The organism is Onishia niordana, from assembly GCF_004798965.1.
In the GTDB taxonomy this organism is placed as follows: Bacteria; Pseudomonadota; Gammaproteobacteria; order Pseudomonadales; family Halomonadaceae; genus Onishia; species Onishia niordana.
The window spans coordinates 60466-81292 of record NZ_SDSD01000011.1 but is presented as its reverse complement, the minus strand read 5'-3'; the positions used below and the strand labels follow the sequence as shown (position 1 = coordinate 81292).

Sequence of the window (20827 nt, the reverse complement as noted above, 5' to 3'; positions counted from 1 at the left end):
GCTCAGGCGTCGTCCTGCTCATTACCTGACTCATCGTCTGAGCCGTTATTCGAGTTGTCGTTCCCGCCTTTTCTCTGTTGCTCCCGTTGCGCGTCGCGCGCGTTTCGTGACTGTTCCGCTTTTTCCCTCGCGTCTTCCGCCTGCTGCGCCTGGCGGCTGGATTCTTGCCGCTGTGCTTCTTCACGTTGCTCCGCCTTTCGCGGGTCCTCGGTCTGCTCGTCCAGCCAGGTGCCGCACTTCAGGCAATATTTTGCCCTCGCTTCGTGGCGGTCGTAGCCACAGCCGGGGCAGGCCTCGTCTGAATAGCGATCGGCGCGGATCGAGCGTATCACCTCGGCAGAAAATACCCCGGTGGGGATGGCGATGATCGAATAGCCCATCAGCATCACCGTCATCGAGATGAACTGACCCAGTGGGGTGGTCGGGGTGATATCGCCATAGCCGACCGTGGTCAGGGTGACGATGCCCCAGTAGATGGAGACGGGAATGCTGGTGAAGCCCGCCTCTGGCGGCTCGATCATGTAGACCAGCGAGCCGAAGATGGTCACCAGCATGAACACCGTGAACAGGAACAGCAGAATCTGATGCGAGCTGCGTTTAAGTGCTTCGATCAGTAGCCGGCCCTCACCGACGAACTGCATCAGCCTGAGTACCCTGAAGATACGCAGGACTCGCAGCAGCCTGATCACCACCAGCGAATGCGCCCCGGGCAGCAACAGCACCAGCCAGGTAGGCAAAATCGCCAACACATCGATGATGCCGTAGAAGCTTTTCAGGTAGCGGGTCGGGCGATCCAGGCAATAAAGGCGTACCGCGAGTTCCAGCGTGAAGAGCCCGGTGAAACCCCACTCCATTAGATTGAATAGCCTGCCATAGTCAGCTTGATAAGCTGGGACGCTGTCGAGCAGTACCACCCCGACGCTAGCCAGGATCAGCACGATCAGGGCAATATCGAAGCCCTTGGCCAGCCGGGTATCCGACTCGAATACGACCTCGAAAATTCGAGTGCGCAGGCCTTCACCGGCCGGTTTAAGCGTAGGGAACACGGGACCTCCCGATCCTTGGGTGTGAGTGCGGGCATCCACTGTCCGGGCAATCTACGGCCAATACGGGCGTCGTGTTCGTGTGGATGTGAGGGTCGTGCGAACCAATGCTCAGGCGTAGAGCGCGCGAGCTATCGCCAGCGACGCTTGCCCGAACTCGGCGTCGAGCCAATCGCCATTCGCCGATTGACGGCCCAGTGCCTCGCGCAGCGTTCTCGCCGGGGCCGCCAGGCGATCATCGCCTAGTGCGATCAGTCGGTCCAGCGACTGACGCGCCTCGTCCATGAAATGCTCCTCCTGGCTATCGGCCAGGGCGTCCAGTGCAAGGATGGCGCGTTCGTAAAGCGCGACCGGGTCGTCGACGGCGGCGGGGAGCGGCCAGCAGGCGTCGCCGAGGGCTGCGCCGCGGGCGGCCTTGCTGGCGGTGGCGGGGCGCAACGGTACCGAGGTGGCGAAGGTGTCGGCCAGCGTCCACAGGGCCGCGGGGTCGCCATCCTTGAGTTCCAGTTCCAGCTCACGAATCGTCGCTCGGCGTCCGCCCGCGCGCACCTCGCCATCATCCAGCGCCACCTCGATGCGGCCATTCTCGAGCTCAACGACCCAGGTGCGGCGGGCGAAGTCGGTGGTGAAGCGTGGCGCCAGGGCGGCGAGCACCTCGTCGCCGAGTGCCTGCATTGGGGCCAATGACGTGAGTCCCTCAAGATCCAGGCGGTCATCATCGATGGGCCATTCCCATTCGCCACGCACCGAGAGCCCGCCCTGGCCGCTGCCGGTTGTCTTCAGGGTCTGTACCCGGCCATTGCCGGTATCGCGGATACGCAGTGCCACCCGGGCCGTCTCCAGAGCGCCATCAGGCGTGTCGTAGTAGGTGTTGGCGAGCGTGCGGTCTTCGGCCGGAAGCGCTGCCAGAAGAGGATGGCGGCGAAGCTGCTCGGGGCCTAGTGGGGGCAGGGCGAGCTTTAATTCGATTTCCTGGCTCATGACCGAAGCTTCCTTAATGACAAATTGATGAATTCTTTATGACGTCAGTCGGTGCCATCACTATAATGTCCCCGCCATTTCCAACGCGAATCGCTTACCTATTATGGTGACATCTAATCCGTTCTCAGCGATCTTCGGTCGCTCGCCCTTCCAGCCGCTGCTGGCGCATATCGTCAAGGTCAGTGAGTGTGCCGATGAGCTGCTTGCGTTCTTCGAGGCCACCCTGAGCGGTGACTGGAAGGCGGCAGAGCGTCATCGCGGCGCCATCACCAACCTTGAACACGAGGCCGATGCCCTCAAGACCGAGCTGCGCCTCAACCTGCCCAATACCATGTTCCTGCCGGTCTCGCGCTCCGACCTGCTGGACCTGATCAGCGTGCAGGACAAGATTGCCAACAAGGCTCGCGATATCACCGGCATCATGCTCGGCCGCCAGATGCAGGTGCCCGAACCACTGGCGCCGATGATGCGCGATTACCTGCGGACCTCGGTGGCCGCCGTGTCTCAAGCTCGCAAGGCGCTCGAAGAACTCAAGGATCTGCTCGAATCCGGCTTTGGCAGCAACGTCGCCGATGTCATGCAGAACCTGATCCGTGAGCTGCATGTGCTTGAGCACAAGGCCGACGACCAGCAGGTCGCTGTTCGTCGCCAACTGTTCCAGCTCGAGAGCGAGCTGCCGCCGGTCGATGTGATGTTCCTCTACAAGATCATCGACTGGGTCGGCGAGCTTTCCGACGGTGCCGAACGCGTGGGTAGCCGTCTGCAGGTGCTGACCGCTCGCTAATTCACTACCTCGAACTCTCCGCCCCAAGACCACCGTGAGTGCCACGTGATGCACTCGCCAAGGATAGGCGCATCGAGGCGTGTCTAGGCGGAATTACAGTCATCCCTAAGGATGTAGTTTTTATGTCGATCATTGCGCAGTACGGCGACATTTTCATTATTCTGGCCTGTGTCTTCGGCTTCTTCATGGCCTGGGGCGTGGGTGCCAATGATGTCGCCAACGCCATGGGCACCTCGGTTGGCTCGCGAGCCATCACCATCAAGCAGGCGATCTTCATCGCCGTGATCTTCGAGTTTCTGGGGGCCTGGCTCGCCGGCGGTCAGGTCACCGAAACCATCCGCAAGGGCATCATCGACCCCACCCTGCTGCAGGATGACCCCCAGCTGCTGGTCTACGGCATGCTGGCATCCTTGCTGGCCGCCGGTACCTGGCTGTTGATCGCGTCAATGCGTGGCTGGCCGGTCTCGACCACCCATTCCATCGTCGGTGCCATCGTCGGCTTCGCCATGGCCGGCCTCGGTCTCGAAGCCATCGGCTGGGGCAAGGTCGGTCAGATCGCCGCCAGCTGGGTGGTGTCACCGCTGATGTCGGGCTCGATCGCCTTCATGCTGTTCAAATCGGTTCAGCACCTGATATTTGAGAACCGTGATCCCTTCGCGGCCGCCAAGCGCTATGTGCCGATGTACATCTTCCTGGTCGGCTTCATTGTCGCCATGGTGACCCTGACCAAGGGGCTCAAGCACATCGGTCTCGATCTGAGCTTCGGCGTGAGCCTGTTCTACGCGGTCATTGTCGGCCTGGCCGTGATGGCGCTGGGGGGCCTCCTCGAGCGTCGCGTCAGCCGCAACCGCAGTGAGGATGACGCCTTTGGTTTCGGCGGTGTGGAGCGCGTCTTCGCGGTGTTGATGCTGTTCACCGCCTGTGCCATGGCCTTCGCCCATGGCTCCAACGACGTCGCCAACGCCGTCGGCCCGCTGGCCGCGGTGATCAGCGTGGTGTACAGCCACGGCGACGTCGACGGTGCTTCGATGGTGCCCTGGTGGGTGCTGGTACTGGGCGGTGGCGGTATCGTGGTCGGCCTGGTGACCTACGGCCACAAGGTCATCGCCACCGTCGGCACCGGCATTACCGAGTTGACGCCGAGCCGCGGCTTCGCCGCTACCCTGGCCGCTGCGACCACTGTGGTGCTGGCCTCGGGTACCGGCCTGCCGATCTCGACCACGCAGACCCTGGTCGGTGCGGTACTCGGCGTGGGCCTGGCCCGCGGCATGGCGGCGCTCAACCTGCGCGTGATCGGCACCATCGTCATGTCCTGGCTGATCACTCTGCCGGCCGGCGCCTTCCTGGCGATCATGTTCTTTTTCATGTTCAAGGGTATGTTCGGCTAAGCAAGGCAGTACATTCCACGCGCTTAGAGCGCTTGGCAGTCGTAGTAAGGCGGCATCGCGCAGGCGGTGCCGCCTTTTTTCGCCCTCTGGTATAGTCAGAGCATCGTGGGCACGCTGCCCGATTCCACTTTCCTGCTGCCGGAGTGCGGCCCTTGAATACGCGCTTTCCCTTCGTCGATTGGTTTCGTCAGTCATCGCCTTACATCAACGCCCACCGTGGGCGAACCTTCGTGGTGCTGATCGAAGGCGAGGCGATGGCGGCGGGTCATAGCGAGTCGCTGATTCAGGACCTGGCGCTGCTGCATACCCTGGGTGTCAGGCTGGTGCTGGTGTTCGGCATTCGCCCCCAGGTCAGTGCGGTGCTTGCGGAGGAGGGCATTACCCCGCGTCGCGAGGAAGGCCGCTGGGTAGCCGAAGACGCCATCATGGCGAGGGTCGAGCGCATTGCTGCCGAGCAGCGGTTATGGTTCGAAGCCCGGCTGTCGCTTGGGCTGCCCAATACGCCACTGCACGGAATCGAACTGACCGCGGTCTCCGGCAACCTGGTGATGGCCAAGCCATTAGGGGTACGCAACGGCCTCGACTTCGCCCGCAGCGGCGAGGTGCGTCGGGTGCGTGCGGAGGCGATCGATGCGCTGCTCGATCAGGGCTCGTTGGTGGTGCTGCCGCCGCTTGGGTTCTCGAGTACCGGCGAAGTCTTCGACCTGGACGCCGCCGAAGTCGCTCAGCAGGCCGCCGTGGCGCTTGGCGCCGACAAGCTGGTGCTGCTGGGCGAGGCCGAGGGGCTGCATGACGAAAGCGGCGCCTTGCAGCGCCAGCTGACGCCGGCCCAGGCGGAGCCGTTGATGCAAGCGGCGGAACCCGGCAGCGAACTGTCGCGCCACCTGGCGGCGGCCTGTGCGGCCGCCCGCCATGGGGTGGCCCGTACGCACTTGCTGTCCTGGCATGACGACGATGCGCTGCTTGGCGAGCTGTTTACCCGCGATGGTGTTGGCACCATGATCACCCAGCATCGCTACGAACAGCTACGCGATGCTGAACTGGGCGACGTCGGCGGCCTGCTCGAGCTGCTCGAACCCCTCGAGCGGCGAGGCATGTTGGTGCCGCGCTCCCGAGAGCGTCTGGAACACGAGATCGATGACTACCTGGTAATCGAGCGTGACGGCATGATCATCGGCTGCGCCGCCCTGCATGAGTTCCCCGACGCCCAGATGGGCGAACTGGCCTGCGTGGCGGTGCATGGCGATTATCGCGGCGGCAATCGCGGCGAACGGCTGCTGGCCGACGTCGAGCGCCGTGCCCGGCGCCGGGGACTTACCGCGATGTTCGCACTGACGACCCATACGGCGCACTGGTTTATCGAGCAGGGTTTCGGGCTTGCCGAGATCGATGCTCTGCCGATCCTCAAGCGGGATGCCTACAACCATGCCCGTAAGTCAAAGATCCTCCTCAAGCATCTGGGCTGATGGCCAGTGCCATGCGTTGCCTGATGTAGCAGAAACGCTTGTCATGTCGCCAAACCGATACATGATAATCACTTGATTTTTAATAGCTTTTGATGGATGGCCGGTAAGGCGTCTCCGATTGCAGACAGAAAGCGCCGGCTGTCGTGGCTTTATTGGCATATTGTGACGCTCATTCGCTAAGTTGGCACATGTTGATATTTTTAACGTATTGATAATCAAGGAGTATTAAAGTTTTTGGCACGCTCCTCGCTATGTATTCAGTGAGCAAGCAAGGGACTCGGTTCATTACGGCTCGAACCGTTTCCTGACCGGCCTGACAGGGCACATTTACTACCCTGTGTATGTCACCCGATCGGGTCGGTCCGCGTCTGCTCCACGCGATGTGTGACTGATGTAGCGATGAGACGGGTACCGCCGACAGGCATGGAAAGGTACCGCTACGGGCAAGGATGCTCTCGGCAAGGATGCCTCGCCCTTCGGGGCTGAATTCGGCGGCGACGCTCAAGCGGCGCTGCCACCAAAACGAAGTGGGGATGCGTCCCTACGCACGGCAGCCAGCTTCTGGCGAGTGACGATGCTGCCGTGTGACTTCGGGGCTTCGGCCCAGAAATAATGTTGAACAGTCCGGCCAGACGCGCCTGCCCCCGACATTGTTTCACCCTTAAGTTCCCTGCGTATTGGGCCGGCTCTGCCGGCCTCTTTTTTTTGCCTGTTGATTAGCATGGCGCGGTATATCGAAGCCAAGATCATGTACTAAGCCAGACCCATGCACCCGATCACGCCCTTGACCCGTGAAAGGTCACGGCCGTTTCCGGCAATTCTGGTATCCTGCAGTGGTAAGCTCCATGACAGCGTCTCAACTCCTTCTGCAAAGAACACTTGTCATGACCACTCAGGTCTCGCGCCGTTGGCGCCCACGTTCCCTGCTACAACTGGTGCTGCTGGCTTTTCTAGTGGTGATGCTGCCGCTGGGCGTATTGATGTTTCATGCAGGTCAGGCCCTTTCCGAATTGACCCGGCTCGCCGACGACAGCGCCCGTCAGGCAGTTGAGGAAACACGTCGCGCCCGGGCGTTGTCATCGCTTGCCGTAGAGATGGAGCGTAGCGCTCGCCAGTTCGCGGTGCTCGAAGAGCCTGGCCTGCGTGAGATTTATACCCAGCGAGCCAACGAGTTCGAAACGATGCTGGCGCGCCAGCGGTTGCTGTTGCCCGACAACCCCGACGTCAAGGCATTGGCCGAGCGTATCGATAGTCTCAAGAGCCTGCTTGAAGCCCCGGTGCCCGAGATCACCTCCCGGCTAGATGACTTTGTGCCTTTTGCCGAGCGCACCGAGGCCGTGCGCAAGGCCACCAACCAGCATATCGATGCGCGGATTGAACGCATTCGCGGACAGGCGGGTGGCGTGCAGACCCGCCTGTGGTTGCAGACCGCCGCACTGGTCTCGGCCAGTCTGGTGTTGATGCTGTTATTTACCTGGCTGATCATTCGCCCGATCCGCCAGCTAGAGCGGCATATATTGAGCCTTGGCAGCAACGGTCACCCCGAGCCGTCGAAGGGCGTACAGGGGCCCGCGGAGCTGGTGCGTCTTGATGAGCGGCTAGACTGGCTGTCGACGCGTCTTGGTGAGCTCGAGGCCCAGAAGCGCCAGTTCCTTCGACATATGTCTCATGAGCTCAAGACGCCACTGGCAAGCGTTCGGGAAGGCACCGCCCTGCTTTCCGATGGCGTGGCAGGCGAGCTGACGGCGCGACAGCACGAGATTCTGGATCTTATCGAGGGCAGTGGAGAGGAGCTTCAGCGCCTCATCGAACAGCTGCTCGACTATAATTTGCTTCAGCACCATGCCGAGATTAGCGTTGAGCATTTCGATGTCGCGACGCTGATCAAAGAGTTACTGGCGAAGCACCAGCTGGCTCTGGATGCCAAGGGCATGCAGCTCAAGTGGCGCGACCGGCCGCTCGACTGGCAGGCCGATCGCACCGCCACCGGGCGCGTTGTCGATAATCTGCTGTCCAATGCCATCGCCTACGGTGAAGATGGCGGACTGCTTGAGCTACGTGTCCAGCAACGTGGCGACGTACTGCTGCTGGAGGTCGCCAACAGCGGCGATGCGATCAGTGCCGAGGATCGCGAGCAGCTCTTCGACCCCTTTTATCAAGGCCACGCTCGCCGCAAGGGGCCGCTCAAGGGCTCCGGAATAGGCCTGTCGGTGGCTGCCGACTGTGCCAAGGCCCAACAGGGGCATCTCGAGTTGATCGACGACCCGCGCCTGGCGGTGTGTTTCCGCCTGACGCTGCCCTGGCAGTCGCTGACCAAGCAGGATGCCCTGGATAGCCAACAGCAAGACACGACGAGAATAGCGTCGCCGCCACGTCTCGCGGCAGACGCAGACGCAGACGCAAGGAATTCATGAACGATGCTGTATCGCACCCTGATGGGGCTGGTCGCCATCTCTCTGCTGGCAGGTTGCCAGTGGCTGCCGGATAAGCCCTTTTCCCTTGAGCCGACGGTGTCGGAGCTGCCGGCCGATTGCCAGAGCAAGTGGCCGAGCCTCACCGTCAGCAGCTGTCAGGTCGAGGCCTGGGTGGCCTTCGGCCTCGAGTCGCAGCGTGGCGACCGCGAGTGGCGCGACCGCCAGCTGGCCCTCCTCGACGGCAACGACACCCACGAGCGGTTGGTCCGTGCCGTGGTGCTTGCCTGGGGGAATGAGAACGAGTGGAACCAGGCCTCAGAACTTTATAAGGCCGATATTTCCAAGGCCCCGGAAGAGCTGGAGCCGCTGCTGCGCTACTGGCTTAACGAACTCGAGGGCCGCCGCTCCCTGGCCGGGCGGCTGGCAGAGCAACGCCAGAAAAGTCAGGCGCTGGCCGCCGAGAACGCCGACCAGGCCGACAAGCTCGAGGAGCTGACGAACAAACTCGACGCCCTGAGCGATATTGAGAAAAGCATGAACCTGAGACAACAGTCTCCCTGAAACGCGCTGAACAGGGTGCCTGTCCAGGCTTCGTCTGATAAAGAAAGGACATCATCGTGAAAGATGCTGCGCAACTGACCGGCGCCCTGAAGGGCGGAAAATCCATCGCGCATATCCTGCTGGTCGATGACGATGCCAGCCTGCTGAGGCTATTGGGCATGCGCCTGGAAAGCCGCGGCTTTCGTGTCACCACGGCGGATAGTGGCCGTATGGCCCTGGACCGTCTGGCCATTGAACGCCCGGATCTGGTGCTTTCGGACCTGCGCATGGACGAGATGGACGGCCTGGCGCTGTTTCAGGAGATCCAGCGTCAGGCGCCGGGGCTGCCGGTGATCATCCTCACCGCCCATGGCTCGATCCCCGAGGCGGTCAATGCCACCCGCCAGGGGGTGTTCAGCTTCTTGACCAAGCCCGTCGACCGCGACGAGCTGTTCACGGCGATCGACGAGGCTCTGCTTCAGGCACCTGCCGCCGGTGACAGCGATGACGCCTGGCGGTCGGCGATCATCACTCGCAGCCCGCAGATGGAGCGCATCCTCGATCAAGCGCGAATGGTCGCCGGTGCCGATGTCAGCGTGCTGGTCAGTGGCCCCTCGGGCTCGGGCAAGGAGCTGCTGGCGCGCGCGCTGCATAACGCCAGCCCCCGATCCGGTAAACCGTTCATCGCCATCAACTGTGGAGCGCTGCCCGAGCAGTTGTTGGAGAGCGAGCTTTTCGGCCACGCCAAGGGCGCCTTCACCGGCGCGATCACCCAGTACGAAGGTCTCTTCCAGGCCGCCGAGGGGGGCAGCCTGTTCCTCGATGAAATCGGCGACATGCCCCTGGCGCTGCAGGTGAAACTGCTGCGGGTATTACAGGAGCGCCAGGTTCGACCGCTGGGCTCGACGGCTTCCATTCCCGTCGATGTGCGCATCATCTCGGCGACTCACCGCGACCTGGATCAGGCCATGCAGGAAGGCGATTTCCGCGAGGATCTCTACTACCGCCTCAATGTGGTCAACCTGCGTTTGCCGCCGCTCAAGGAACGCGCTGAAGACGTGCCGCTGTTGGCCAAGCATTTGGTCACTCAGGCTGCGGCGCGCCACAAGCCTTTCGTCAAAGGCTTCTCCGCCGAGGCGCTCAACCTGCTGGCGGCGTCGGCCTGGCCGGGCAATGTCCGCCAACTGGTCAATGTGGTCGAGCAGTGCGTGGCGCTGACGAGTTCGCCGATCATTCCCGAGGCCATGGTCTCCCAGGCGTTGGTCGCCGAGGAGAATGCGCTGCCGTCATTCAATGATGCCCGGGCGGACTTTGAACGGGGGTATCTGATCAAGGTGCTGAAGATCACCGATGGCAACGTCACCCAGGCCGCGCGCATCGCCGGACGCAACCGCACCGACTTCTACAAGCTGCTGGGGCGTCATGACCTCGAGCCGAGCAGTTTCAAGGCCGTGGCCAAGCAAGAAGACTGAGGGGCTATGCCTCTCCGGGCGTTTTGGGGGCTGCCTTGAAGCGCCGCTTCACCTCTACCTTGAGCCGGCCTTCCCCCAGCCTGGCGGTGAGTTGCTGACCCGGCTGGGTATCCTGACTGCGCCGAATCACCCGGCCTTCATCATCAGAAAGAATCGCATAGCCGCGCCCGAGTACCGAAAGTGGGCTGACCGCCTGCAGTTCCCGGGCAAGCGACGCGAGTCGCTGGCGCTGTTCCGCGAGCCTTCGGGGTAGGCTTGCCTGCAAGCGGCTGTCGGCCTGAACGAGTCGCTGGCGGGCATTGTGCAGCTGCTGGCGAGGGTCAAAGGCAGTAAGGCGGGCGGTGGCGTGGCGCTCGCGGGTGCGGGCCACGACAAGCCGTGTCTGCATGGCGCGCTCAAGGCGAGTCTCTAGCTGGCCAAGATGCGCCCGCTGCTGAGCGAGCCGCTCACCGGGATGCCGCAGCCGAGCGCGGAGATGATCAAGGCGCTGGGTGTCGGCATCCAAGCGGCTGCGCTGGGCGCGAGCGAGGCGAGAAAGGGCGTTGTCGAGCCGCTGACGCAGCGCCGCCTGGTCGGGTACCAGCCGCTCCGCGGCTGCCGAGGGGGTCGGGGCCCGGCCATCGGCGGCGAAGTCGGCAAGCGTGACATCGGTCTCGTGGCCCACTGCCGACAGCACCGGCAGCCGGGAATGGAAGATCGCCCGGGCCAGGTGCTCGTCGTTGAAGGCCCAGAGATCCTCGAGGCTGCCGCCGCCGCGGGTCACCAGGATGGCGTCACGATTCGCCTCGAAGCGCCTGTCGCGGTTGGCAAGCGCCAGGGCACGGATCATCGCCGGCGCGGCCTCCTTGCCCTGCACCGGCACCGGCAGCACGGTGACGCGCGAAAGTGGCCAGCGTGCGGCGAGCACCGCCAACACATCGCGAATCGCCGCGCCGGTCGGTGAGGTCAGCACCAGCAGATGACGCGGCGGGCTCGGCAGCGGCCGTGCATTGGCAAACACCCCTTGTGCATCGAGCTGGTGCTTCAAACGCTCGAAGGCGGCCAGCAGTTCGCCCTGGCCGGCGGGCTGCACCGCCTCGACGATCATCTGGTAATCCCCGCGGGGCTCGAAGATCGACACCTTGCCGCGCAGGCGTACGCGATCACCGTCCTTGAGCGGGGTGGCCACGAAGCGAGCGCGGTTGCGAAAGAGCGCGCACTTCAACTGGGCCCGGTCGTCCTTCAGCGTGAAGTAGACGTGCCCCGAGGCTGGCCGCGACACACCGGAAAGCTCGCCCTCGACCCAGCAGTCTCCGAAGTCGCGCTCCAGCATAAGCCGGGCGCGGCGGTTGAGTTCGCTGACTGAAAAGGTCGGGGTATCGGCCTGATTCATGGCGGCGGCATCCTTGATCGAAACGCCGTTCAGCCTAACATGCTGCCGGCCCTTGGCCCTGACTCGTCACGAGCTAATCAGCTGAAATTCAGCATCAGGCGCTCAGCCGGCGCCCGATACTCAGTAGCAGCGGCAGGCAGAGCACCAGCAGGCTGATGCGCAGCAGGTGGTGGGCGGTGACGAAGGCCGGGTCGATGCCCAGCGACAGCGCCACTAGGCTCAGCTCCGGGGCGCCGCCGGGCATGTAGGCGAGCAGTGCCGCGGCAATCGAGGTGCCGGTCAAAAGCTGTGCGCCCCAGGCGGCGAGGCTTGCGATCACCACCAGTCCCAGCGCCTGAATAATCCCCATCGCCAGGCTGTAGCCGACCGAGGTCAGCGAGGTGCCGGTAAAGCGCACCCCCACCGAGACGCCGATCAGCACCTGGGCCAGCGCGATCAGCGTAGGGGGCACCGAGGCATCGCTTATCCCGGAAAGGTGCAGCGCGGCTGAGGCCAGCGCCGGGCCGAACAGCAGGGCGCTGGGCAGCCGCAGCCGCTTGCCCAGCCAGGCGCCGGCCAGCCCCGCGGCGACGAGCCAGGCGGCATCCATCGCATCCGGCAGCCACAGCCAGTGAGCGATATCGGTGCGATTCTCCGGCATGCTGACATGGCCAAATAGCGGCAGCGCCAGCGGGATGGCCAGCAGCAGGATCAGGATGCGCACCGCATGCGTCATGCCGACCACCCGCAGATCGGCACCGGATTCCAGCGCCATCAGGGTTACCGTCGATACGCCGCCAGGCACCCCCGCATAGAGAGACGTTTCCAGCGAATAGCCGGCGACGCGCCGCGAGAACCACACCGAGAATGCCATCATGACGGCCGTTGCCAGCAGCATGATGGCGAGGCTCGCGCTCCAGGCGGCGACATCGATCTTGAGCCCCTGATGAAAGGCCGAGCCCAGCATGACCCCGATCACCACCAGCACGCCCTTGCGCCCGCGCCCGGGTGAGCGCAGCCGTGCCCCGCCGAGGCTTGTGATGGTGGTGGCGATCATGGCACCCAGCAGCCAGGGCAGTGGCAGGTTTAATCGGAAGGCGATAGCGCCGCCGGCAAGCCCCAGGAAAAGGGTGGGCAGAAAGCGGGCAAGGGCGGTGAAACGGGAGGAGAGGGGGGTGTTCAAGCGTCGATGACCTCCTGTCATGGTGTCGGGCCCCGCCGGGATAAGCGAGGCCCGATGAAACGCGAGCGATGGCCCAGGATGATGACGATCCGTAATGACTCAGTCCTGCTGGGCTTCCTCGCGCGATTTTTTGGACAACAGCTTGGGCACTAGCCAAGGCAGCACCAGCAGTAAGGCAGCGGCTATCCACAGCCCCAGTGAAATACCGGACTGCCATAGGATGCCGACATCGCCCCCGCTAATAGACAGCGCGCGGCGAAGGTTCTGCTCCATCAAGCCACCCAGCACGTAGCCAAGAATAACGGGCGCCAGGGAGAACCCCAGCTTGCGCAGCAGGTAACCAAACACGCCGATGATCAGCATCAGGTAGATGGCAAACAGATCGGAGTGCAATTGGTAGACGCCGACGAACGCCAGGATAGCAATGGCGGGCACCAGTACCCAGCGCGGAATGGTCAGCACGCGAGCAAAGACGCCAGCCAGCGGCAGGTTGAGCATCAGCAGTACCACGTTACCGATGTAAAGCGAGGCGATCAGGCCACCGGCCACCTCGGGACGTTCGGTGAACATCATCGGTCCCGGCGTGATGTTGTAGAGCATCAGCGCGCCGAGTAAGACGGCCGTGGTGCCAGAGCCGGGAATGCCAAGCGTCAGCATGGGCACGAAGGAGCCAACTGCAGCCGCGTTATTGGCCGATTCTGGCGCTGCCAAACCGCGCATGTCGCCCTTGCCAAAGGTGTTGTCCTTGTCGGAAAGGCGCTTCTCGGTCGTATAGGAGACGGCGCCCGCTACCGACGCGCCGGTGCCGGGGAGAACGCCAATGATAAAGCCGAGCAATCCCGAACGGCCAATAGCACCTTTACACGCGATAACTTCCTTGAGGGAGACAAATACACGACCCAGTGGCGGTAGCTTGCCGTCGTCCTCCGAGCGGTGGGCATGCTCAAGCATCAGCAGAATTTCGCTGATGGCAAACAGCCCAATGATCATCACCACGAAGTCGATGCCGTCGTAGAGCTCGGGCAAACCGAAGGTATAGCGCAACACGCCGCTGCCGGAATCGATGCCCACGGTGGCAATCAGCACGCCGAGTACCGCGCCAATGGCGGTCTTGATGGGATCTTTGCCCATCATCACCGACATGGAGGAGAAAGCGAAAATCATGAGCGCAAAAAATTCTGCCGGGCCGAACATCACCGCGATTTCTGCCAGCAGCGGCGCAAAGAGTGTCAGGCCAATAATGGCAATGGTCGCGCCAATGAATGAGCTGATGGCCGAAAGGCCCAGAGCGGGGCCAGCGAGCCCTTTCTGTGCCAGTGGGTAGCCATCCAGGGTGGTCATGACCGCACCGGCATCACCGGGTACATTGAGCAGGATACTCGACATGCGCCCGCCGTATTCGGCACCGGTGTAGACAGCGGCCAGCAGGATCAGTGATGACTCCGCCGGCAAGCCGAGGGTGTAGGCCAACGGCATTAGAATGGCGATGCCGTTGATCGGGCCAATACCCGGCAAGGCCCCAAACAGGGTGCCCAGCAGGGCGCCAAAAAAGGCCAAGCCCAGGTTGAGAGGAGTTAGCGCAACTCCGAAGCCGTCGATCAGGAAATCGAACATCTCAGCGATCCTTTAGATGAAGCTGGCGAACAAGTAGCCAGAAGGCAGACTGATGCCGAGGGCGGCGGTGAACAGAAAGTAGCCGACAATCGACATGACAACGCCGGTGATCAGTGCCTTTCCCCAGGTCGCATCAAACAGTCGCGCCAAGACGGTTACCACCAGCAGTGATGAGACGATGAACCCCAACTGTCTGAACAAGACGGCATAGACCAGCAGCAACGCCAGCACCAGTAACAGCCGGAGCCCCAGCGCCTTGTGCGGCCAGCTGCCGTTGTCGCCGGGCCTGAAGATCATGACCAGCGAGAGTAAGGTCAGTAGAATCGACAGCCCCAAAGGGAATGCCTTGGGGCCGACGGGCTCATAGCTAAAAGGTATTTCCAGCTGAAGGGCCTGGACGGCGATAAACGCCGCCAGACCGATCAGGGCGACACCCAGTACTCGGTCGGCGGCGATTCTCATTGCGTTAGACCCACTTCTTCGGCCAGTCCTTTGAATTCGGTGACCTGTTCTTTGACGTAGGTGTCGAAGTCGTCACCGAAGCGTGACATCGGGAACAGACCGCGCGCCTCACGCAGTTCGGCAAAGACAGGGTCTTCTGCCAGTTCCTGCATGCGCTCGATCCAGGCCTGGTACGCTTCATCACTGACGTCCGGGCCCATGTAATAGCCACGCCAGATCGGCCATTCCACGTCGTAGCCCTGCTCGGCTGCGGTGGGGATGTCGGCGTAGGGACCACCCATCCGCTCCTCGGAAAGTGACGCCAGCACGCGGATCTTGCCGCCTTCTAGCTGAGACTTGAGTTCCGAGAGGTCGCCGGTGAACACCTGAATGTGATCACCGAGCAATGCCGCCAAAGCCTCGCCGCCCCCTTCGAAGGCCACGTAGCGAAGATCCTTCGGCGACATGTCACCGGACTTGGCGATCAATGCCGCCTTCATCCAGTCCTGGCTACCCACCGTTCCGCCAGCGCCGAAGGCGATCTCACCCGGGTTGTCCTTGAGGTCGGCCATCAGCTCCTCGAGGTTTTCCCAAGGTGCATCGGCACTGACGACGATAGCGCCATAGTCGACGCCGAGCGCGCCAAGCCAGCGAACCTCATCAGCGTCGTATTGGCCAAACTTGCCAAGCGCCAGGTTGACGGCGGCACCGGTGCTGGCGGCAACGATCAGGCCAGGGTCATCGGTGCGAACGCCGTTGACATGGTTATAAGCCACCGCGCCAATGCCGCCGGGCATGTAGCTGACCATCATCGGCTTGCTGATCAGGTTGGTATCCTGCAGGCCATTGGCAGCGAGGCGGCATGTCAGGTCGTAGCCACCGCCGGGCTTGGCTGGCGCGATGCACTCGGTGGATTCCGGGATCGTCTGAGCGTGAGCCTGGCCAATAAGCAATGCACTGCCGATCACGGCAAGGCCAGAGGCGCGGCGAAGGGTTGGGTTGATCTTCATGACGAACTCCTGTTCTCTTGTTATAAGCAGCGGGAATTCCCGCCGGCCATCCATCGGTGATGGCCAGAGCGATGCTAGGCCTACCACCTTTCATCAACCTGTCACCTTCGCTCTTATTCCCTGAGACATTGGTCGTATGCGCTTGCTGGTCATCGAAGACGATCCGTTGATTGCCCGCTCTCTGGAACACGCTCTTCAGCCACTGGGTAATACGGTCGATATGTTCTGCACCTACGCTGAAGCTCAGGCCGCGCTGGCCCATGATCGCTTCGATTTGATCTTGCTCGACCTTGGCCTGCCCGATGGCGAGGGCCTGGATTTATTGGCGTCCTTGCGTGACCGGGGCGACACCACGCCGGTGCTGATTCTCACCGCTCGCGATGGTGTCGATGATCGAGTCAGCGGGCTTGATCTCGGCGCCGATGATTACCTGGCCAAGCCGTTCTCGCTCGCCGAGCTCGAGGCCCGGGTGCGCGCCCTGCTGCGTCGCAGCCAGCAACGCAGTGATAACCGGCTGCGTTTCTCGACGCTTTCCTTTGATCCGACGAGCGGCACCGCCACCCTGGACGACACGCCCCTGGCGCTGCCACGCCGTGAGCTGCTTCTGCTGGAGGGGCTCTTGCTGCATGCCGGCAGCATTGCCCCGCGGGAGACCCTCGAACGACGCCTGTTCGGTTTCGATGATGTCGGCTCCAATGCCCTCGAGGTCTATGTCAGCCGGCTGCGCAAGCGGCTGCAAAACAGCGGCCTGAAGATCCGCACCTTTCGTGGCCTCGGCTATCGCCTGGAAGAGGATCGAGAACCAGGGCGGGCGGAGGGGCCGGAGGACGAGACGGCGTGATCGAGGTAACCGGCTCGCTCAAGCGGCGCCTGGCGGTGTGGCTACTGTCGACCGTGACAGGGCTCGGGGCGCTGTTGATGCTCGAGGCCTGGGTGAGCACTCATCGGGCCGCCGAGCGCGCCTTCGACAGCCAGCTCGAGGCCGCCGCGCTGACCATCGCCGAGGCGGTGCAGTGGCAGGCTGGCGAACCGCTGGTGGAGGTGCCGGCGGCAGCGCTGCAGATCCTGGCGACTCGTCACCAGGAGCGGGTCTTCTACGCGGTGCTTGATGCCTACGGCGAGGCGGTCTCCACCAACATGCCGTTCACCCTCCAGCCTGAATGGCGCGCGCGGGTGGCCGACGCCCCCTCGGCCCTGACGACCGATTTCGATGGCACCTCCTGGAGGCTCTACGGCCGCGAGTATGACTCGGCGGGCTGGGTGTCCCAGGAGCCGGTGCAGGTCTGGGTGGGGCATACCCGAGTCGGACGCCAGGCGCTCGGCGATGAGCTCTTCGAGCGCACCCTTTCCCGCTTCCTGGCCATGGTGCTGCTGGCGGGCATCCTGATGGCGATGGCGCTTCGGGTGGCGCTGGGCCCCATGCGTCGGCTGCGCCGCCAGCTGCGTCACCGGAATGCCGACGACATGGGCCCGCTGGACGCCCGGGTGCCGGAGGAAATGCGCGAACTGGCGCAGACGCTGGATCACCTTTTCGCCCGCCAGCGCCACAGCCGCGAGGCACTGCTGCGCTTCACCGCCGATGCCAGCCACCAGCTCAAGACGCCATTGGCTGGTCTCAAGAGCACCAGTGAGCTGGCGCTCAAGAGCCAAGACCCCGCCGACTGGCAGGCCGCGCTGCTGGCGGTACACGACGGGGCCGACCGTACCAGCCGCCTGGCGAGCCAGCTATTGAGCCTGGCCCGGCTGCGTCATATCGGTGAAGAGGGGAAGGTCGCCCCACTGGATATCGTCGCCGTGCTGCGAGAGAGCGTACTCGACTGGGCCGGCCGTGAGGTGGCACGTGACCATGACCTGGGTCTCGCCGAGCTACCCGTCGGGCCGCTATGGGTGCGCGCCGAGGGCTGGGCGATTCGTGAGCTTTTGGGCAACCTGATCGATAATGCCCTGCGCTACACCAAGGCAGGCAGCGAGATCACCCTGGGGCTTTGCCAGCAGCGCGAGACAGTGAGCCTATACGTCGAGGATGATGGCCCCGGCGTGCCCTTTGAGGCCCGCGAGCGGCTGTTGCAGCCCTTCGAGCGCGGCGGCCGGCAGGATACCGATGGCTCCGGACTGGGGCTTGCCATCGTCGATTCCATCGCCCGCCGGCTGGGCGGGCGGCTGTCGTTGAGCGAGCGCAGTCCCCACGGCCTGATCGTGACGCTGCACTTGCCTCTTGTTGACCACCAGTGTGACCAGAACGCTACCCGCCTTGATGACCCGGACGCCACGAGAGAGGCCCCGCCATGATCCCGCTCCGCCGTCGTTTCGCTTGGATGCTGCTACTGCCGCTCTGCGCGCTGACCATATCCGCTCGCGCCCAGGTGACGCCGCTGGTGGTGGAGGCGGCGCTTGATCATGACGTCGTCGCGCCCCTGCTCGAGGCCTTTCGCCGCGCGCATCCCGAGATCGATCTGGAATTCCATGACCGCTCGACGCTCACCGTCGATGCGCTGGTCAGCGAGGCCGATCCCGCGCCGGACGTGGTCATTAGCTCGGCGATGCCCTGGCAAATGGCCCGCGTCAACGAGGGCTACGCGCAGCGGCTGGATTCTCCGGCGGCGCGGAGCTGGCCGGCTTGGGCCAAGTGGCGTGATGAAGTCTTCGGCTTCACCTTCGAGCCGATCGTCATGGCCTACCGGCTTGATCTGTCGAAGCACATGATGCCGCCCCAGACCCATGCCGACCTGCATACCCTACTGACCACCGAGCAGACGCAGCTAAGAGGAAAGGTCACCACCTACTCGCCGCTGAAGAGCGGCGTCGGCTACACGCTGTTCCAGCAGGATGCTCGCTATACGCCGCGCTTCTGGGATCTGGTCGCCGGCATGGGACGGGTGAATGCCAGTCTGGAAGCCAATACCCGGTCCATGCTCGAGGGACTGAGCGACGGGCGTTACTGGCTCGGCTACAACCTGCTGGGGTCCTACGCGATGGTGTGGGCACAGGAGCACCCCGAGGTGATCGTGCAGGTGCCGCAGGATTATTCGCTGGTGATGATGCGCATGGCCTTCATCCACCGCGACGCTCCTCATCCAGGTGCCGCCGCAACCTTTGTTGATTTCCTGCTTGGGCGGGAAGGCCAGCGCGTGCTGGCCGGGCAGACCCCGCTATTCAGCGTGCGTCCGGACGTTGTCGGTCCCTACACGGCGGCCCGGCTGCGTGACCAGGTGGGTGAGCAGCTCTACCCGATTCCCCTCAATGCCTCCCTGCTGGCCTTCGTAGACCCTCAGCGGCGTAAGGCCTTCCTGGCGCGCTGGCGTCGCGAGTTCGAGCGCTCACGGAAGGTGTCCAGTGAGCCATGAGCAACGCCCTGAAATCCGGCGTGCCAGGCAAGGTGTTGGCGAATTCGCCGATGTCATCAGCGCGGTGAGGCAAGACGCCGTAAGCAGATGAGGTAAGAAAGCAGTGTATTAGCCTGGCGTGATTTCAGCCGGGGAGCAGGCTTTCCGGCATCACTTGGATTGATGGAGGGTAGGGCTCGGCGTTATAATGGCTGATTAATTTCCCCTCACCACATCCTCCATCTGCTCAACATTGGGTGTTGCCGATATGTTACGTATGGCGCAAGAAGCTCTTACGTTCGATGACGTATTACTCGTTCCCGGCTACTCGGATGTCCTCCCCAAGGACGTCAGCCTCAAGTCACGCCTGACCCGCAATCTCGAACTGAACATCCCACTTTGTTCTTCCGCCATGGATACCGTGACCGAGGCTCGCCTGGCAATCGCCATGGCGCAGGAAGGCGGTATCGGCATCATCCACAAGAGCATGACCATCGCTGGCCAGGCCGCCGAAGTGCGCAAGGTCAAGAAGCACGAAAGTGTGATCGTCAAAGACCCGGTGACCGTTGGCCCCAAGGCCAAGCTTACCGATCTGCTGGCGATGGCCCAAGAGCATGGCTATTCCGGCTTCCCAGTGGTCGAGGGTGAAGCACTGGTGGGTATCGTCACGGGCCGTGACATGCGCTTCCAGCCGGACCACAGCGACAGCGTCGAGGCGATCATGACGCCTCGCGAGAAGCTGGTAACGGTCCCGGTCGGCACCCCGTTGAGCGAGATCAAGACCAAGCTGCAGGAAAACCGCATCGAGAAGATCCTGATCGTCGATGACGAGTTCCACCTGCAGGGCCTGGTCACCGTGCGCGATATCGAGAAGGCGCGCACCTACCCGAGTGCCGCCAAAGACAGCGACGGTCGCCTGCTGGTGGGTGCCGCCGTCGGTACCGGCCCGGAGACCCCGGATCGCATCGCCGCGCTGGTCGAGGCTGGCGTCGACGTACTGGTCGTCGATACCGCTCACGGCCACTCCAAGGGCGTCATCGAGCGCGTGCGCTGGGTCAAGGAACACTTCCCCGAGGTACAGGTGATCGGCGGTAACATCGCCACCGCCGATGCCGCGGTCGCCCTGGCCGAAGCCGGCGCGGACGCCGTCAAGGTCGGTATCGGCCCCGGCTCCATCTGCACCACCCGCGTTGTCACAGGCGTCGGCGTGCTGCAGATCACCGCAGTGGCCAACGTGTCTGAAGCGCTCGAGCCCTACAACATCCCGCTGATCGCCGATGGCGGCGTGCGCTTCTCTGGCGATATCGCCAAGGCCATCGTCGCCGGTGCCAGCACCGTGATGATCGGCAGCATGCTGGCCGGTACCGAAGAATCGCCGGGTGAAGTCGAGCTTTTCCAGGGCCGTACCTACAAGGCCTACCGCGGCATGGGCTCCATGGGCGCCATGTCCCAGACCCAGGGCTCCTCGGATCGCTACTTCCAGAGCAAGGATGAAGGTGTCGAGAAGCTGGTGCCGGAAGGCATTGAAGGCCGCGTGCCCTACAAGGGCCAGATGAGCGCCATCGTTCACCAGATGATGGGCGGTCTGCGCGCCTCCATGGGCTACACCGGCTGCCACACCATCGAAGAGATGCGTACCAAGCCGGAGTTCGTGAAGATCACCGGCGCGGGGATCACCGAATCTCACGTGCACGATGTGCAGATCACCAAGGAAGCCCCGAACTACCGGGCTGGCTGATCACAGCATGCGCTAGACGGCGGCGGGGCTTATCCCCGCCGCTTGTGTTTTTGGACTGGCTAGCTTTTGGACCGGCTTG

At 63.2% G+C, this 20827-nt stretch carries 17 protein-coding genes; 10 read left to right on the top strand and 7 right to left on the bottom strand.

Annotation, left to right across the window (positions count from 1 at the left end; genetic code table 11):
• Positions 1-2 precede the first annotated feature (2 nt).
• The gene (locus ETC27_RS16260; protein ID WP_136256013.1) at positions 3-1046 is read right to left on the bottom strand and encodes an ion transporter; all 1044 of its coding nucleotides are present in this window, start codon (positions 1044-1046) and stop codon (positions 3-5) included.
• A 108-nt stretch (positions 1047-1154) separates the two neighbouring features.
• Positions 1155-2024 (bottom strand): CYTH domain-containing protein, encoded by an 870-nt coding sequence (locus tag ETC27_RS16255; protein WP_136256012.1) that lies wholly within the window; start codon positions 2022-2024, stop codon positions 1155-1157.
• A gap of 103 nt (positions 2025-2127) precedes the next feature.
• Here ETC27_RS16255 and ETC27_RS16250 point away from each other — a divergent pair, with 103 nt between their 5' ends.
• From ETC27_RS16250 to glrR, 6 genes are all read left to right on the top strand, one after another.
• Positions 2128-2808 (top strand): TIGR00153 family protein, encoded by a 681-nt coding sequence (locus tag ETC27_RS16250; RefSeq protein ID WP_136256011.1) that lies wholly within the window; start codon positions 2128-2130, stop codon positions 2806-2808.
• A 122-nt stretch (positions 2809-2930) separates the two neighbouring features.
• Entirely contained in the window at positions 2931-4196 is a 1266-nt protein-coding gene (locus tag ETC27_RS16245; RefSeq protein ID WP_136256010.1) for an inorganic phosphate transporter, read from the top strand.
• Between the two features lie 152 nt (positions 4197-4348).
• Positions 4349-5662, top strand: coding sequence for an amino-acid N-acetyltransferase (gene argA / locus ETC27_RS16240; RefSeq protein ID WP_136256009.1), 1314 nt, complete (start codon positions 4349-4351; stop codon positions 5660-5662).
• An 884-nt stretch (positions 5663-6546) separates the two neighbouring features.
• Entirely contained in the window at positions 6547-8076 is a 1530-nt protein-coding gene (locus tag ETC27_RS16235; RefSeq protein ID WP_136256008.1) for a sensor histidine kinase, read from the top strand.
• A gap of 3 nt (positions 8077-8079) precedes the next feature.
• Positions 8080-8637: a hypothetical protein gene (locus ETC27_RS16230; RefSeq protein ID WP_136256007.1), complete on the top strand. Its 558-nt coding sequence runs from the start codon at positions 8080-8082 to the stop codon at positions 8635-8637.
• A gap of 56 nt (positions 8638-8693) precedes the next feature.
• The gene (gene glrR, locus ETC27_RS16225) at positions 8694-10088 is read left to right on the top strand and encodes a two-component system response regulator GlrR (protein WP_276605709.1); all 1395 of its coding nucleotides are present in this window, start codon (positions 8694-8696) and stop codon (positions 10086-10088) included.
• Between the two features lie 4 nt (positions 10089-10092).
• On the opposite strand, the gene xseA is transcribed toward glrR, so the two are convergent.
• From xseA to ETC27_RS16200, 5 genes are all read right to left on the bottom strand, one after another.
• Positions 10093-11460 (bottom strand): exodeoxyribonuclease VII large subunit, encoded by a 1368-nt coding sequence (gene xseA, locus ETC27_RS16220; protein WP_136256006.1) that lies wholly within the window; start codon positions 11458-11460, stop codon positions 10093-10095.
• A gap of 94 nt (positions 11461-11554) precedes the next feature.
• Positions 11555-12622: an AbrB family transcriptional regulator gene (locus ETC27_RS16215; RefSeq protein WP_240724956.1), complete on the bottom strand. Its 1068-nt coding sequence runs from the start codon at positions 12620-12622 to the stop codon at positions 11555-11557.
• A gap of 99 nt (positions 12623-12721) precedes the next feature.
• Positions 12722-14236, bottom strand: coding sequence for a tripartite tricarboxylate transporter permease (locus ETC27_RS16210; RefSeq protein WP_136256004.1), 1515 nt, complete (start codon positions 14234-14236; stop codon positions 12722-12724).
• Positions 14237-14248: 12 nt separating this feature from the next.
• A complete protein-coding gene (locus tag ETC27_RS16205; RefSeq protein ID WP_136256003.1) occupies positions 14249-14698 on the bottom strand; it encodes a tripartite tricarboxylate transporter TctB family protein in 450 nt (149 codons plus the stop codon).
• On the bottom strand, positions 14695-15687 hold the full coding sequence (locus tag ETC27_RS16200; protein WP_136256002.1) for a Bug family tripartite tricarboxylate transporter substrate binding protein: 993 nt from the start codon (positions 15685-15687) through the stop codon (positions 14695-14697). Before ETC27_RS16200 ends, ETC27_RS16205 begins: the two co-directional genes overlap by 4 nt.
• A gap of 136 nt (positions 15688-15823) precedes the next feature.
• Here ETC27_RS16200 and ETC27_RS16195 point away from each other — a divergent pair, with 136 nt between their 5' ends.
• From ETC27_RS16195 to guaB, 4 genes are all read left to right on the top strand, one after another.
• Positions 15824-16528, top strand: a complete 705-nt coding sequence (locus tag ETC27_RS16195) for a response regulator (RefSeq protein ID WP_136256001.1) — start codon at positions 15824-15826, stop codon at positions 16526-16528.
• On the top strand, positions 16525-17976 hold the full coding sequence (locus ETC27_RS16190) for a sensor histidine kinase (protein WP_136256000.1): 1452 nt from the start codon (positions 16525-16527) through the stop codon (positions 17974-17976). Before ETC27_RS16195 ends, ETC27_RS16190 begins: the two co-directional genes overlap by 4 nt.
• Positions 17973-19031 (top strand): ABC transporter substrate-binding protein, encoded by a 1059-nt coding sequence (locus ETC27_RS16185; protein WP_240724955.1) that lies wholly within the window; start codon positions 17973-17975, stop codon positions 19029-19031. Before ETC27_RS16190 ends, ETC27_RS16185 begins: the two co-directional genes overlap by 4 nt.
• 247 nt (positions 19032-19278) lie before the next feature.
• Entirely contained in the window at positions 19279-20748 is a 1470-nt protein-coding gene (gene guaB, locus ETC27_RS16180; protein WP_136255999.1) for an IMP dehydrogenase, read from the top strand.
• The last annotated feature ends 79 nt before the right edge of the window (positions 20749-20827 follow it).

Excerpts from the sequence above, each read along its gene's own strand:
- ETC27_RS16255 (WP_136256012.1), bottom strand. The coding sequence starts at position 2,024 with ATGAGCCAGGAAATCGAATTAAAGCTCGCCCTGCCCCCACTAGGCCCC.
- ETC27_RS16250 (WP_136256011.1), top strand. The coding sequence starts at position 2,128 with ATGGTGACATCTAATCCGTTCTCAGCGATCTTCGGTCGCTCGCCCTTC.
- ETC27_RS16245 (WP_136256010.1), top strand. The coding sequence starts at position 2,931 with ATGTCGATCATTGCGCAGTACGGCGACATTTTCATTATTCTGGCCTGT.
- ETC27_RS16235 (WP_136256008.1), top strand. The coding sequence starts at position 6,547 with ATGACCACTCAGGTCTCGCGCCGTTGGCGCCCACGTTCCCTGCTACAA.
- ETC27_RS16230 (WP_136256007.1), top strand. The coding sequence starts at position 8,080 with ATGCTGTATCGCACCCTGATGGGGCTGGTCGCCATCTCTCTGCTGGCA.
- xseA (WP_136256006.1), bottom strand. The coding sequence starts at position 11,460 with ATGAATCAGGCCGATACCCCGACCTTTTCAGTCAGCGAACTCAACCGC.
- ETC27_RS16210 (WP_136256004.1), bottom strand. The coding sequence starts at position 14,236 with ATGTTCGATTTCCTGATCGACGGCTTCGGAGTTGCGCTAACTCCTCTC.
- ETC27_RS16205 (WP_136256003.1), bottom strand. The coding sequence starts at position 14,698 with ATGAGAATCGCCGCCGACCGAGTACTGGGTGTCGCCCTGATCGGTCTG.
- ETC27_RS16200 (WP_136256002.1), bottom strand. The coding sequence starts at position 15,687 with ATGAAGATCAACCCAACCCTTCGCCGCGCCTCTGGCCTTGCCGTGATC.
- ETC27_RS16195 (WP_136256001.1), top strand. The coding sequence starts at position 15,824 with ATGCGCTTGCTGGTCATCGAAGACGATCCGTTGATTGCCCGCTCTCTG.
- ETC27_RS16185 (WP_240724955.1), top strand. The coding sequence starts at position 17,973 with ATGATCCCGCTCCGCCGTCGTTTCGCTTGGATGCTGCTACTGCCGCTC.
- guaB (WP_136255999.1), top strand. The coding sequence starts at position 19,279 with ATGTTACGTATGGCGCAAGAAGCTCTTACGTTCGATGACGTATTACTC.